The sequence below is a fragment of the Rhizobium lentis genome (genome assembly GCF_017352135.1).
GTDB lineage: Bacteria > Pseudomonadota > Alphaproteobacteria > Rhizobiales > Rhizobiaceae > Rhizobium > Rhizobium lentis.
The window spans coordinates 532,713-545,784 of record NZ_CP071455.1 but is presented as its reverse complement, the minus strand read 5'-3'; the positions used below and the strand labels follow the sequence as shown (position 1 = coordinate 545,784).

General features: G+C 60.0%; 12 protein-coding genes and 1 pseudogene. 5 read left to right on the top strand and 8 right to left on the bottom strand.

Annotation, left to right across the window (positions count from 1 at the left end; genetic code table 11):
• The first annotated feature begins 35 nt into the window (after positions 1-35).
• Positions 36-878, top strand: coding sequence for an alpha/beta fold hydrolase (locus J0663_RS24700; protein ID WP_207244660.1), 843 nt, complete (start codon positions 36-38; stop codon positions 876-878).
• A gap of 283 nt (positions 879-1,161) precedes the next feature.
• On the opposite strand, the gene J0663_RS24695 is transcribed toward J0663_RS24700, so the two are convergent.
• Both J0663_RS24695 and J0663_RS24690 read right to left on the bottom strand, forming a co-directional pair.
• Positions 1,162-2,130: an oxidoreductase gene (locus J0663_RS24695; protein WP_207244659.1), complete on the bottom strand. Its 969-nt coding sequence runs from the start codon at positions 2,128-2,130 to the stop codon at positions 1,162-1,164.
• 2 nt (positions 2,131-2,132) lie between these two features.
• Positions 2,133-3,227 carry a zinc-binding dehydrogenase gene (locus J0663_RS24690; protein ID WP_221121893.1) on the bottom strand — a complete coding sequence of 365 codons (1,095 nt, stop codon included), beginning with the start codon at positions 3,225-3,227 and terminating at the stop codon, positions 2,133-2,135.
• Between the two features lie 102 nt (positions 3,228-3,329).
• Between J0663_RS24690 and J0663_RS24685 the strand changes: the two genes are divergently transcribed.
• The gene (locus J0663_RS24685; RefSeq protein WP_207244658.1) at positions 3,330-4,304 is read left to right on the top strand and encodes an AraC family transcriptional regulator; all 975 of its coding nucleotides are present in this window, start codon (positions 3,330-3,332) and stop codon (positions 4,302-4,304) included.
• Positions 4,305-4,499: 195 nt separating this feature from the next.
• Here the strand turns inward: J0663_RS24685 and J0663_RS24680 are convergent, their stop codons facing one another.
• Positions 4,500-5,456 carry an AraC family transcriptional regulator gene (locus J0663_RS24680; protein ID WP_207244657.1) on the bottom strand — a complete coding sequence of 319 codons (957 nt, stop codon included), beginning with the start codon at positions 5,454-5,456 and terminating at the stop codon, positions 4,500-4,502.
• Between the two features lie 91 nt (positions 5,457-5,547).
• On the opposite strand from J0663_RS24680, the gene J0663_RS24675 reads away from it, so the two are divergent.
• Positions 5,548-6,543 (top strand): aldo/keto reductase, encoded by a 996-nt coding sequence (locus tag J0663_RS24675; RefSeq protein ID WP_207244656.1) that lies wholly within the window; start codon positions 5,548-5,550, stop codon positions 6,541-6,543.
• Positions 6,544-6,569: 26 nt separating this feature from the next.
• Complete coding sequence (locus J0663_RS24670; protein ID WP_207244655.1) at positions 6,570-7,598, top strand: SDR family oxidoreductase; 1,029 nt, start codon at positions 6,570-6,572, stop codon at positions 7,596-7,598.
• Positions 7,599-8,152: 554 nt separating this feature from the next.
• Here J0663_RS24670 and J0663_RS24665 read toward each other — a convergent pair.
• The 4 genes from J0663_RS24665 to J0663_RS24650 form a co-directional block, all read right to left on the bottom strand.
• On the bottom strand, positions 8,153-8,872 hold the full coding sequence (locus J0663_RS24665; protein ID WP_207244654.1) for an SDR family oxidoreductase: 720 nt from the start codon (positions 8,870-8,872) through the stop codon (positions 8,153-8,155).
• 263 nt (positions 8,873-9,135) lie between these two features.
• Entirely contained in the window at positions 9,136-9,780 is a 645-nt protein-coding gene (locus J0663_RS24660; protein ID WP_207244653.1) for an HD domain-containing protein, read from the bottom strand.
• A 43-nt stretch (positions 9,781-9,823) separates the two neighbouring features.
• Positions 9,824-10,273 (bottom strand): carboxymuconolactone decarboxylase family protein, encoded by a 450-nt coding sequence (locus J0663_RS24655; RefSeq protein ID WP_207244652.1) that lies wholly within the window; start codon positions 10,271-10,273, stop codon positions 9,824-9,826.
• A gap of 11 nt (positions 10,274-10,284) precedes the next feature.
• The gene (locus J0663_RS24650) at positions 10,285-10,710 is read right to left on the bottom strand and encodes a cupin domain-containing protein (RefSeq protein WP_183705514.1); all 426 of its coding nucleotides are present in this window, start codon (positions 10,708-10,710) and stop codon (positions 10,285-10,287) included.
• Between the two features lie 90 nt (positions 10,711-10,800).
• Here J0663_RS24650 and pdxR point away from each other — a divergent pair, with 90 nt between their 5' ends.
• Positions 10,801-12,216: a MocR-like pyridoxine biosynthesis transcription factor PdxR gene (gene pdxR / locus J0663_RS24645; protein ID WP_207245490.1), complete on the top strand. Its 1,416-nt coding sequence runs from the start codon at positions 10,801-10,803 to the stop codon at positions 12,214-12,216.
• Between the two features lie 14 nt (positions 12,217-12,230).
• Here pdxR and J0663_RS24640 read toward each other — a convergent pair.
• Positions 12,231-12,740: pseudogene (locus J0663_RS24640) on the bottom strand (GlxA family transcriptional regulator); the annotation flags it as partial.
• Between the last annotated feature and the right edge of the window lie 332 nt (positions 12,741-13,072).

The window sequence follows — 13,072 nt, the reverse complement described above, 5'->3', positions numbered from 1 at the left end:
TATCTAACCCGAAGTCAATAAAGAAAGGGTTAGATATGTCGGCAGCTGATTTGAGCAAGATCTGGGATCTCCCGCATGTCTTCGAATACGAAGGTCAGAAGATTCGTTACAACATCCGAGGCGAGGGACCTCCTCTGGTGCTGGTTCACGGAACCCCGTTTAGTTCAGTTGTCTGGAGGAAAATTATCCCTCACCTGGAAGATCGGTACCGGGTCTATTATTACGACCTTCTCGGTTATGGTCAGTCTGAGATGCGGGACGGACAGATCGTGTCGCTGGGCGTTCAAAACGAAATCTTTGCAGCTTTGCTTGAGCACTGGGGGCTGGGATCCCCGGATGTGGTTGGTCACGATTTCGGAGGCGCAACGGTTTTGCGCGGCCATCTTCTCAACAAGCGTAACTACCGTTCGCTGACGCTAATTGATCCTGTTGCTCTCTCCCCCTGGGGAACCCCGCTTCCACGTTACGCTCGTCAGCATGAAAGCATTTTTGCTGGCTTGCCTGACTTCATCCAACGGGCGGTCGTGCCCGCTTATATTGAGGGAGCGGTTTTTACGCCCCTGTCTGCTGAGGCAATGGCGCTTTACGCTGAGCCGTGGTTTGGACCATTGGGACAGCCCGCGTTTTGGAGGCAGATCGCGCAGTTCGACGAAAAATACACCGACGAGATCGAATCCAAGTACGACAGCTTCCGGTGCCCGGTGATGATCCTTTGGGGTAAGGAAGACAAATGGATCTCGGTCGACTTCGCCTATAAGCTCGCCGAGAAGATTGCCGGTTCCAAGCTCAAAATAATTCCCAACGCTGGACATATAGTCCAGGAAGATGCTCCAGAAGCTATCATTGCGGAGCTCCTCAAATTTCTTCCGAACCCCTGACATCGTAGAGAACGCGCGGCTTCAGGTTGCGCGTTGTCTCCACCGCGACACCAAAACGGCAAGAGAGGGCAGGACTGCCAATGTGTGGTGACAGATTCCTGAAGACGGGCCTGCGGCGGGCTGGAGTTCTTCAGCCAGGCGCGGCTGGATGCGTAATCGCCAACGCGCCGGTGGAATCCGATAATAGGAAGGCGGCCAAATTGCCATCTTCCTATCGCTTGACCGCTACAGGGTTCGCTGCTTGCACCAACCTGCCGCGGTTGGCCACTGATTGACCAGCATGCTATAGAACGGCGCCGGTCATCTGCTCGCTCAATGTCCAAAGACGCTCCGCCGCTTCCTCATCGATTGCCCAGGGAAGGACCCCGTCGAGCGGCTTGTGATCGGATGGGACGGCTTGCGCGATGTCCGAATTCTCGCAATAGACTCCGCCCAGGCCATCGAGAGATTTGCTCACTGCGCACCAGATCGTGGTCGCGGCACCTTGTTGTGGAGTCTTGTAAAGACTGCGTTGCTCCGGAGGAATTTCCCCGTTTTCGTTGCGAAGGCCGCGAGCCTGCAATTCCTCCATTGGGATGAAACGCTGTAGATTTGTCTCGATCCGCCCGGGATGGACGGCGAAAGCTCGGATGCCGTCCGACGCTCCCCTCTGATCCAAGGCGACGGTGAACAGCACATTGGCGGTCTTGGATTGTCCATAGGCCTTCCATTTGTCGTAGTCGCAGCGCTCGAAATTGGGATCGTCAAAATCCACCGCCGCCTGCCGGTGGGCGCCTGAGGAAAGGGTGACGACCCGCGCAGCTTTGGTCTGTTGCAAAGCCGGCCAGAGCCGAGCGGTGAGATGAAAATGGCCGAGATGATTGGCCGAAAAATGCGACTCGTATCCTCGCGCGTCGCGCACCAGCGGCGCGGCCATGATCCCGGCATTGTTGATCAACAGATGGAGCGGGCGACCGTTGCCACGGAAGGTCTCGGAAAAGGCGTCGATGGAGGCTGGATCCATCAGGTCAAGCTTGCCGACCTCGGCACGGGGGATGCCGGACAGGGCTGCCGCTGCCTTGACCGGGTCGCGCGCCGGCACGATCACGGTCGCACCGGCTTGCGTCAGGGTGCGCGTCGTCTCCAGCCCGATCCCCGATGCTCCTCCGGTTACAATGGCGATCCTACCGGTGAGATCGGTATCGCCGAGTGTCTCGACGGCGGTGCTCTTTGGACCGAAGCCGGAATGAATCGGGGCTTGCTTGGAGGGCATATCTATTTTCCTCGATAGTCAGGTTGCATCACAACGTATTCGAAATTGCTGGCAGCTGCGGCCACGTCCATGGCCTCATATAGGTTGGAGAGCGGATAGAGGCGTGGCTGGATCCGGCCGACATCGAGCAGGCCGCTGCGAAGCAGTTCCAGCAGACGGCCATAGGCTCTTGCGGGGTACATGAACTGGCCGAGGATCTCCCAATCGTTCAGCATCACCAGGGTGTAGGGAACGGGCAGGGGTGTCGTCATGCTTCCCATCAGCACCAGCCGGCCGCCGCGGCGCAGGCTACTCAGCGCCGCAAGGGTTGCGTTCGTGTCAGTCGCATTACCGACCATATCGAATGCCATGTGTGCACCGCCGCTGGCAGCCGCGCGCAACGCCGCAGCATCCTCAGCCGGATCTCCCTTCAGCACCACCGTTGCCACACGTGGGCCGCCCGCCTCGGCGATTGCTTCCAGCCGGGCCTGATTGCGTCCGGCGGCGACGACGCGTGCAGCTCCCATGCCGACTGCGAGCAAAACCGCCGCGGTGCCATAGGCGCCTGTTGCCCCCGTGACGACCAAGGTCTCCCCGGCTGCCAGCCGTCCGCGCAGCAGGCCTCCAAAGGGAATTATGCAGCGGGACACAGCAGCAAGATGGGCCGCATCGACGTGGTCCAAGCCATCGACAGGCGTGACAGCCTCGACGGGTACCAAGGCGTATTCTGCAAGCGTCCCGTCTGGCCAGTCCGACAGCATCGCGTCGGCGCCGGTCCCCGCCGTCAGGCCGATCAGGATCTGATTGGGATCATCCACATTATCCCGAGCGATGAAGTGTGAGGAGATCAAGACGCGCTGACCGGGCTTGATGTGCCAGACATCGCCGCCGACTGCCTCGACGATCCCCACGCCGTTTGTACCGATGGTATACTCGACCTTCGGCGGATTGTAGAAGGGCAGGCGTCCTTCGACGTAGCCCTTCATGTAGGACATCAGGGTGGAAACCTCGATGCGCACCAAGACGCTTCCGGGACGCGGTTCCGGGATGGGAACATCCTTGAAGGTCAGAGCGCCACCGGGCCGCTCCAGCCGCCAGGCTTTCATATGAGAGGTCATCAGAGATCATCCATATTGAACTGTCCGCATAGTTGCGTAGATTTGGCGGACGATCCATAATGTCGCGTCCGCATTTCCTATTCGATCATACGAGAATGGCCAATGGATCCTCTGTCTGATGTCTTTGCCTTGCTTAAAGTGGAGAGCGTACTCTCGGCTCGGATCGAAGCGGCGGGGCCGTGGGCATTGCGCTTTCCGGCTTATCGCCATGTCAAGTTCGGGGGCGTGATCGAAGGTGCCAGATGGCTCTGGATCGACGGATCGAGTGAACGGGTGAAGCTGAACCCCGGTGATTTCTACCTTCTGACCGATGGCCGGCCCTATTGCTTCGCCAGCGATCTGGCTGCGCCGGTCCTGGAAGGCGTGGAGGTCATGGCTGCGAACCTTTGCAACGATGGCGTCGTCCGTTTTGGGGCTGGCCACCCCCAGACGATCGGTGCTGGCGGCCGGTTCGTCTTCGATCAGGAGATGAGCGGATGGCTCGTTGATCTGCTACCCCCGGTGATCGTTATTCGTGGCGACAGTCCGCAAGCTCGATCACTTCGGCCGGCACTCGAACTCATCCAGCTCGAAACCGAGACGGTGCGCCCAGCCGCGACCGTCATCGCGGCAAGCCTCGCCTCGATCGTCCTCGTCAATATTCTGCGCGCTCACCTGGCCAGCGATGCTCCCCCGGTCGGGTGGCTCGGGGCGCTTGGTGATCCAAAGATCGGGGAGGCACTGCGATCTATGCACGCCGAGGTCCAACGAAATTGGAAAGTTGCTGATCTGGCAACGGCGGTAGCCATGTCGCGCACAAGTTTTTCCGAGCGCTTTCGAGCAAAGGTCGGGCTGCCGCCGCTTGAATATCTAACCCGTTGGCGGATGACGCTCGCACGTCATGTGTTGAGGAGTGACACCGACACCCTGGCGACGATTGCAAACAAGATCGGCTACGACTCCGAGACAGCCTTCGGCCTCGCGTTCAAGCGGATGTTCAATGAAAGTCCGGGCCGATACCGCGCGAGGATGCGGGTGGCGGGTTCAGGGCTAAGCAATCCTGCCAGCCAAATCTTGGAACCCGCCTTCGAAGGATAGATGCCGATCATCGAATACCAGCCTCATATCATCGCGGTGAGGCGATCAGGCAAAGTCTGATCGGATCGGGATCACCATTCGGCAAGACTGCGATCAAAATCAAGCCGTCGATATGACCAAAGAAGAGGTGATTTCACGAGCGAGCGTCCGGAAAGAATAGCGATCGTTGGGCCATATCTTTCGGGCCGCAATGTTTCAGCCATCCGCAGCCTCTGGTGATTGAACCGCGATGATTGGCCGATGGCTCGCGTTTCGGAATTCTCGCGGCGATGCGCCGGTTATGCGTTTGAACGCGTTGCTGAAGCTGCTCTCTGACGCGTACCCGACCGTGGTTGCTATCGAAGCGACCGGTTGTCTTGCCTCTTCCCGCAGGGCCCGTTCCGCCAATCGCATGCGCCAGTTTGTGAGATAGGCGAGTGGTGCAATCCCAGCCACGGTCCGGAAACGCTCAGCGAACGTCGTTCGCGACATGGCGCAAGCTTCGGCCAAATCCTCAAGATGCCAGGCTCTTGCCGGATTGGCATGCATCAACCGGATAGCAGGCACGATCCCCGGATCGGCCAACGCTCGCAGCCACCCAGTCTGCTCGACGCTGTTCTGCGACAGATGGGCTCGCAAGATCTCGATGAACAGCAATTGAGCGAGTTGAGCGGCCGCGAGTTCGGCACCCGGCAGATCGTTGGCGCGCTCCATGGCCAAACGGTCCAGTAGCCAACGGAAGGTAGCTGCCTCAGGCCGACCGGCCTGAACATGGATCCAGGGCGGCAACACGTCCGTTAGGAGCCGTCCGCTCGTCGCGTCGAGTAGCACATGCCCGCCGATGTGCGCGAACTCGCTGCCGTCACCAATTCGCACGTCGGTTCTTCCAGCGCCGGAAAACAGGCTCATTGCATCGACGGGAGGAATAGATGGATCGCTGGCGAGCTCGAAAGCCAAGGGAGCGGACAACAATCCTACATCGCCCGCGGAGAAATTGATCGCTTCCTGCCCATCGAGCGTGACCCAGCAACTCCCCTTGAGCACTGCAAAAAACTTGATTGTCTTGGGAATCGGAAAGCGGAGTGCCCATGGTCCCCCGGCAGTGAAGCCACCTGTCACCAGCGTTTCCGCACGAGTCAGTTTCAGAATATCGGAAAAAGGTTCATTGGGCATGGCCGGACTATCGCGCAAGTATTGCGGACTTGCAAGCATTTTAAGTGCGCAGAGCCTAAGATATTAGGAAACCTTCACGGAGATACTGATCATGGCATTGAGCAAGCGTCGGCTAGGCACACAGGGACTGGAGGTCGGAGCTATCGGTCTCGGTTGTATGGGGATGAGCCAATCTTATGGCCCCGCGGATGAGGCGGAATCAATCGCAACCTTGCACCGGGCGATAGAGATCGGCTGCGATTTCTTCGACACCGCCGAAGGCTACGGCCCCTATACCAACGAGGAACTACTCGGACGCGCCTTTCGCGATCGGCGCGAAAAGGCGGTCATCGCGACCAAGTTCGGTTTCAAGTTCGAGAACGGCCGCCAACTCGGTGCGGAGACCGACAGCCGCCCCGAGGCAATCCGCCGCGCTGTGGAGGGATCGCTGCGCCGGCTCCAGACCGATTACATCGATCTTTTGTACCAGCATCGCATTGATCGGAATGTGTCTATCGAAGACGTTGCCGGCACGGTCGGCGAACTGGTGCAGGAAGGTAAGGTGCGCTTCTTTGGCCTCTCCGAAGTGGGTGCCGCTACATTGCGCCGCGCCCACGCCGTCCATCCAGTGTCCGCGCTGCAAAGCGAGTACTCGCTCTGGGAGCGCAATTTGGAGGTCGATGTGATCCCCACAATGCGCGAGCTTGGCATCGGCCTGGTGCCCTTCGCACCGCTCGGTCGTGGTTTCCTCACCGGTGCGGTCAAGCGGGCGGAGGAATATCCTGCCAACGATACTCGTCACAACGACGAGCGCTATCAGGGTACAAACTACTACGCCAACGTTCGGGCCGCGGAAGCCGTCTTTACCATAGCGAATGCCAAAGATGTGAAGCCTGGGCAAGTCGCGCTAGCGTGGCTGCTTCGCAAGGGCAACAATATTGTCCCGATCCCCGGCACCAAGCGCCGCACCTTCCTGGAGGAGAACGTCGCTGCGGATGCGGTCCACCTCACCAACGAGGAAATGCAGACGCTCGACAAAACGCTGGCGTCGGGCACCGTCGCAGGCAACCGCTACCCGGCCTGGATCATGGCCGGTATCGACCGCTGAGCGCGGGCGCAATCCCGGAGACGAAGGTGACGGAAGATTTAGTTCTGGTGAGCGGCGGCAGCGGATTCATCGCGCAATATTGCATACTGGCGCTTCTTGGCGCCGGCTATAGGGTGAGAACCACCCTCCGGTCGATGTCGCGCAGCCAGGAAGTGCTCGACAATCTGAAGACCGGCGGTGTTGAACCGGGCGACCGCCTGTCATTTGTGCAGGCGGACCTGAAGTCGGACGCCGGCTGGCCTGAGGCCGTACGCGGATGCAGATACGTCATCCATGGCGCGTCGCCAACGCCATCTGGCGATCAGGTCCGCGAGGAGGACTGGGTGAGGCCGGCGGTCGAGGGGAATCTGCGCGTGCTGCGGGCTGCGCGCGATGCAGGTGTCAAACGGGTGGTGCTCACCTCGGCATTCGGCGCGATCGCCGGTGGCCGTTCCGAACCACGGAACCGCCCCTTCGACGAGACCGACTGGAGTGATCTCGACGGCAACATCGCGCCCTACCAGAAGTCAAAGACGCTCGCCGAGCGCGCGGCCTGGGACTTCATTGCTCGGGAAGGAAACGGTCTTGAGCTTGCAACTGTCAATCCGACGACCGTACTCGGACCAGCACTCGGCCCTGACTACTCGCATTCAATCCGGCTGATCAAAAACATGCTGGGGGGCCAGCCGGGTTGCCCCAAGATCAACACCTGCGTCGTCGATGTCCGTGACGTCGCTGATCTGCATTTGCGCGCGATGGTCGACCCTGCCGCCAAGGGCGAGCGTTTCCTAGCCACAACGGGCAATAGTTTGTGGTTGGTCGACATTGCCAAACTGCTGAAGGAGCGTACCGGTTTGACTGCGCGCAAAGTTAACACGCGCGTCTTGCCCAATTGGTTCGTCCGTCTCGTAGCTCTATTCAACCCGGCCATGCGGGGGATCATGTGGCAACTCGGTGCCGACATGAACGCCAGCGGAGAAAAGGCAACGCACCTGCTCGGATGGAAGCCGCGCTCGCGGGAAGAGGCAATCGTTGCGACGGCCGAAAGCCTCGTTCGCTTGGGTATAGTTGACTGAGTGTTTAGGGACGGTCGCCGCGGAGGCGCGGGCGTTGCTTGGCCTGCCGCCGGCCGGCTGAAAGCAGGAAAAATCGGGGAAACAGATCTGCGGCATTGAGCATCGTTCCCGGGAATCTTCGGCGCCATGCTAACGGATCACCAACACGCGCAATGGCCAGTCGGTCGCTAAGGTTGAAAAAAATGTTCGTTCGGTCAGACAGGCATAGAGTCTGTTTTGGACCGATTCAGCGCATGACGGTTGCGCGACCGCTTTCATTTTCTACGCTCTTGAAGCGGGCAGTCCGAAGATGGCCCCATATCGGCCGTTCCACGAAAACAAACTGACGCTCCTCTAGGTCGTTGGTTCCGATCCTTTCAACTGCAAAAAAAGGCTGTGAGAGCTTTGCGCCCGTCATTTCCGCCATTCGGTCACTGCGGTCAGATACCTGCAAGCAGCCGGTCCGCTTTTTGTTCTTGGACTTCTTACCGCAAGGCAAAACCAAGGGGCGGCGCCTCGATGATTTCCTCCATGCCCAGCTCCCCCACATGGAACCAGACTTTCCTGTGGGATATTTATGCCGCGCTTCTACCGACCGACCCACCACCATCAACGAACAGGATTTGGCCAGTGATGAAGCCAGCATCCTCGGACAGAAGGAAGGCTATGGCGGCTGCGATTTCTTCCGGTCTGCCAAGGCGGCCCATTGGGATCGTCGAGAGGAACCGTGCCTCGGCTGCGCTCCGGGCCGGGGTGTTGCGGCGGAACATTTCAGTTTCGGCCGGACCCGGCGCAACGGCATTAACGGTTATGCCGCTGCTGGCGAGCTCCATCGCCCATGTCCGTGTGAGGCTGTTTACCGCAGCCTTCGCTGCTGCATATCCGCTCCTGAGCGGTGTGCCGGTCGTCACCATGCTACTGACGTTCACGATCCGGCCCCAGCCTTTTGCCTTCATCACTGGTAAGAGAGCCTGGACGGTCTGGATCGTGGGGTGAAGGTTGACACGAAGCATGTCCTCCAGATCATGAAGATCGATTTCTCCGACTGCGTGGAGCCTTGCCAATCCGACATTGTTGACGACGCCGTCGAAGGAATAGAGTTGCGCCAATTCCCTGAGAGCTTCCTCCGAAGCCTGCGTATCGTTGAGATCGAGCGAGACCAAGGCGCCAGGGAAGTCAGGATCCTTTCCACGGGCGATGCCGACCACCTGATGGCCTGCGGCGGCGAGGCGATGTGATAGTGCGCGACCGATGCCCTTGCTTGCACCAGTCACCAGGAAAGTTCGTTCAGTCATGTCCGTACCTGTCATGATAGAATGTCATGTTGTTGGCGAACCGCTCGAGGGACACGCCTGACGGTGCGCTTGTTGTATCGTCGCCGCAGATGGTTCATGCGGTGAGTGAGGAGGTTCCTGTCTGGCCGTTCTTCGAAGCGCCGGCGAGCGCCTGACGCGAGCCGCCCAGACGTCTGCCTCCCATCGGGATCCCGCAGATGTTCCGCGGGCGCGGGACGTCGCTGGTGCGCGCTGACGCTCTTGCCTGACACTCCGGGAAGATTTCAGTGTTCCCAGTGCGAGTGGCAGATGACCGAGCACATGTTCACCCGCTGGAACTGCGGATCCCTTGCGGCCAGGAAATCATCGTTGAAGGTTCCGAAGGTGGTTTCCGGTCTATGCTTCATGCCTTGGTAGAACGCGTCGATGACCCCGTCCTTGAAATCGGCTTCACGAGGAAACGCAGCGACGACCGCGTTCCGGTCTGCCTCATCGTAATGCTCGAATCCTCGGCCGGCGACGTCCATCCCGGCTCCAGCCTGGAGCAGCGCAATTTCCGCACGCATGAACTCCGGTATGCCAGGCGTTGTGTGCAAGGCAACCGCGTTCCACACCGTTTCGATGTCGCCTTCCGAGATGCCGCGCGCGCGCAGGAAGTCGCGCGCGGCATTTGCCCCATCCACTTCAAAGCGAAGGCGGCTGTCTGCGAACTGCGCCGTCAATCCGAGGTCATGGAACATGGAGGCGACGTAGAGCAGTTCGGGATCGTAGACGAGCCCCTTGTTTGTCCCGCCGATGGCTCCCCAGAAGTAGACGCGACACGAGTGGCGAAAGAGCAGCTCGCTTTCTGTGTCGCGTATGAGCTGGGTTACATCCCTTGCGAGCTTGCTGTCGGGAATGCGTATGCCGGCTATCTCCAGCGGGATCATGGCATGCTCCATTGGTGTTGGTTGGGGTCGGCCTTAAGCCGATTTAGCGCACTGCCTGGGGCGTGTTGCGGAAGCTGATGGCCATGCGATTATAGCTGTTCATCAGGCTGATCGCGATAGTGAGGTCGACAAGCTGCTTCTCGTCGAAGACCTTCCGCGCCGCCTGATAGGCGCTGTCGGGCACGCCGGTCTGCGCAACCAGGGTCACGCTCTCCGCCCATGCCAGAGCCGCACGCTCGGTCTCGGAGAAGAGGTTGCCGCCTTCTTGCCAGGCCTGCAGGAGGGCCAACTTTTCAGTTTTGACGGCCCGCTTGATAAGTTCGCGGGTGTGCATGTCGAGGCAGTAGGCGCAGTTGTTGATCTGCGATACGCGGAGATAGACGAGGTCGACGAGTTCTCCCGGCAGGCCGCTCTGGCTGACGTAGCCATACACCCCGCCAAGTGCCTTCGCGCCATTCGGTGCGACCTGGTTGTAATCAAGCCTCTGTGTCATGTCGGTTATCCTTAGTTCTGCTTTACGGGGAAAGTGAGTTTCGTTTCGGAGGTATCGGTGACGAAGATAGCAAGCAGCCTGGCTGGCTCCGTCTGGCTCGCGTTGCGGCTGATGGAATGGACAGCGCCAGGTGGCTCCGACCAGCCTTCTCCGACCTTGTAGATACGAGCCGGGCCGTCGTTGACCTTCGACTCGACCCGGCCGGAAAGGACGTAGGCATAGATGAAGGCCGACTTGGCATGGGTATGCGGCTTAGAAGCCGCACCGGGCTCGTAGTCGACTTCGACTGCGACAAGCGACTTACCCGGTACGTTGGGGATGGCTTCCCGGAGCCTGGGGGTGACCGTCTCGGACCGCGGATCATGCGCCGATGCCTGCGACGCCATGATCCAGGACATTGCCGCGACGGCGACGGGCAACAGGTTCTTCATCTTCATGAGTGTGCTCCTTTCGATGGCCTGAAGATGCCGCTGCCGTGGCATAAAAAAAAGAACCAAGAACATGCAGAAACAGTGTATCATGAACCCATGGGGACTAAGCTTAGCCTTTCCATCGACCGCTCCGCATCGACATCGCTCTCGGAACAGATTCACTCCGGAATCAGGAAGGCGATCGAGGACGGCGTCCTGGAACAGGGAGCGCGCCTGCCTTCCTGGCAGGATCTTTCGGCCGAGCTTGGGGTTGCGCGCGGAACCGTCCGGGCCGCCTATGACAGGCTTGCTGCAGCGCAGCTGATCGAGGCTTCAAGGGCGGCGGGCACCCGCGTGGCGCAGCGGCCAGGTTCCGTTGCGGATATGCAGACGCGGGTAGATCCAGGTGCGTTCATGCAAATGTATCTGGAAATGACGCAGGGACCCGCGTTCTTCCAAATGGGCGTCCCTGCGACCGACGTCTTTCCCGCAACATTGTTTGCCCGTCTGTATGGCCAGGCCGTGCGAGCCGGTGCGAGCGCGCCGCTGCTCTACCCGGATCCGCGTGGGGAGCTAGAGTTGAGACGCGAGATCGCCTCCTTTCTGGCCATAGCCCGTGGCATGAACTGTTCGCCGGACCAGGTGATAGTGACCAATGGATATGCTGCAGGTCTGGGGCTTGCACTCGGCGCCCTAAAGCTGGCCGGACATCCCGCTTGGCTGGAGGAACCTAGCTTTCCCTGGTCGAGAAGAGGCGTCGAACTGGCCGGTCTCTCAGTCGCACCGATCCCGGTCGATGCGCAGGGCATCGACGTGGAACACGGTATGCGCTCATGCTCCGGCGCCAAGCTCGCGGTTGTCACGCCGGGACAGCAGGCACCTCTGGGCCATACCTTGTCCCTGGGACGCCGTCTGCTTCTGCTCGACTGGGCAGCGGCGAATGGTGCATGGATTGTGGAAGACGACTACCTGAGCGAACTGCAGCTGACAGGCAGGGCAGCCCCCGCTCTTGCCTCGCTGGATCGTGCAGGGCGTGTCATCCACATCGGCTCTTTCAGCAAGACCATTAGCCCGGCGCTCAGGCTCGGCTTCGTCATCGTACCCCCTGCACTGGTGCCGTTGTTCGCGGAGACGGCCGCCTGTCTCATGCCGGCGCCTGGTCCCGCAGTGCAGATGGCTGTCGCAGAGTTCATCAGGGAGGGCCACTATCTGAGGCACATACGCCGCATGAAGCGTCTCTATGCCTCGCGACAGCAGGCCGTGCTTGCTGCCCTTCCAAGCTCCGATTGCGTCGTTGATGTTTCGACACCGGGTCTCGCGGTCCTGCTCAAGCTGCGGGACGACATTTCGGACGTCGCCGTGGTCAGCGAGGCTCTCCCATTCGGTCTGTTTCCAGCACCGCTTTCGACGTGGTTCGCGTCGTCAGCAAGCGCTCAGCCGGGGCTGCTTCTGGGCGTCGCGAGTGCTCCCCAGAGAAATCTCCGCGAGGCCTGCCGCCGGCTTCTGGAGCTGGCCGAACGGTCGCGGCTTTAGGTGTGGCCACCCAATCACCGCGTGTTCCGAAAGCTTGCGCGATACTGAGCTGGAGTGACCGCGAGCCGTTGCGTGGAGACGGCCCGCAGCCTGTCGGCCGTGCCAAATCCGCAGTCGTAGGCCACCGTCTTCAGCTGAAGATCGCTACCCTCGAGCAGGTTCCTCGCGGCATCTACTCTTGCCCGCTCCACGAACTCATGCGGGGTGCAGCCTGTGGCCTGCACGAAGTGTCGAGCAAGGCTGCGTGCGCTCATTCCGACAAGGTTTCCCAGAGACTCAAGCGTGTGGCGTTCGCGCAGATGGTCCATCACATGCTGCTGGATCCTGGCGATAGGCGACGTCGGATCGGCAGGCGCGATAAGGTACGGGCTGAACTGAGACTGGCCGCCCTGACGCTGTGCGACTACGACCAGCCGCTTCGCGACAGCGAGCGCTACGTCGTTTCCGTGCGTCTCCCTGACCAGAGCCAGCGCGAGATCGATACCCGCCGTCACGCCCGCAGAGGTCACGAGGCGGCCGTCCCGATAGCCGGGCGACAAATCGTAGACGTTCCTCCATCACCGAAGTCTCTTTCCACGGCATCAACACCTCCCGCCAAAAAGGGAAAAGTGTTACCCATGTCTCCGGTACGAAACGTCACCTATCTCTCAAGTCGGGCAGTCCGGCACTTCCCATACTTCAAGCCCTCTTAGTTGAAGTTTTCTGTGATGGCTCAACATGGCCCAGTTGCGGCTCCGGCCCGAATGGTGATTGACTCTAATATGTATCTGCTTTAAACAAATACAAATAGCACTGGAGGGGCGCTATCGCGGCTTGAGCATGGGCTTGGCCAGCAGGTTTCCATTAGGGAGGAATG

Coding starts and splice junctions, on each gene's coding strand:
- J0663_RS24675 (WP_207244656.1), top strand. CDS start 5,548: ATGGCATTGAGCAAGCGTCGGCTAGGCACACAGGGACTGGAGGTCGGA.
- J0663_RS24695 (WP_207244659.1), bottom strand. CDS start 2,130: ATGCCCTCCAAGCAAGCCCCGATTCATTCCGGCTTCGGTCCAAAGAGC.
- J0663_RS24665 (WP_207244654.1), bottom strand. CDS start 8,872: ATGACTGAACGAACTTTCCTGGTGACTGGTGCAAGCAAGGGCATCGGT.
- J0663_RS24680 (WP_207244657.1), bottom strand. CDS start 5,456: ATGCCCAATGAACCTTTTTCCGATATTCTGAAACTGACTCGTGCGGAA.
- J0663_RS24650 (WP_183705514.1), bottom strand. CDS start 10,710: ATGAAGATGAAGAACCTGTTGCCCGTCGCCGTCGCGGCAATGTCCTGG.
- J0663_RS24685 (WP_207244658.1), top strand. CDS start 3,330: ATGGATCCTCTGTCTGATGTCTTTGCCTTGCTTAAAGTGGAGAGCGTA.
- J0663_RS24700 (WP_207244660.1), top strand. CDS start 36: ATGTCGGCAGCTGATTTGAGCAAGATCTGGGATCTCCCGCATGTCTTC.
- J0663_RS24690 (WP_221121893.1), bottom strand. CDS start 3,227: ATGACCTCTCATATGAAAGCCTGGCGGCTGGAGCGGCCCGGTGGCGCT.
- pdxR (WP_207245490.1), top strand. CDS start 10,801: ATGGGGACTAAGCTTAGCCTTTCCATCGACCGCTCCGCATCGACATCG.
- J0663_RS24655 (WP_207244652.1), bottom strand. CDS start 10,273: ATGACACAGAGGCTTGATTACAACCAGGTCGCACCGAATGGCGCGAAG.
- J0663_RS24660 (WP_207244653.1), bottom strand. CDS start 9,780: ATGATCCCGCTGGAGATAGCCGGCATACGCATTCCCGACAGCAAGCTC.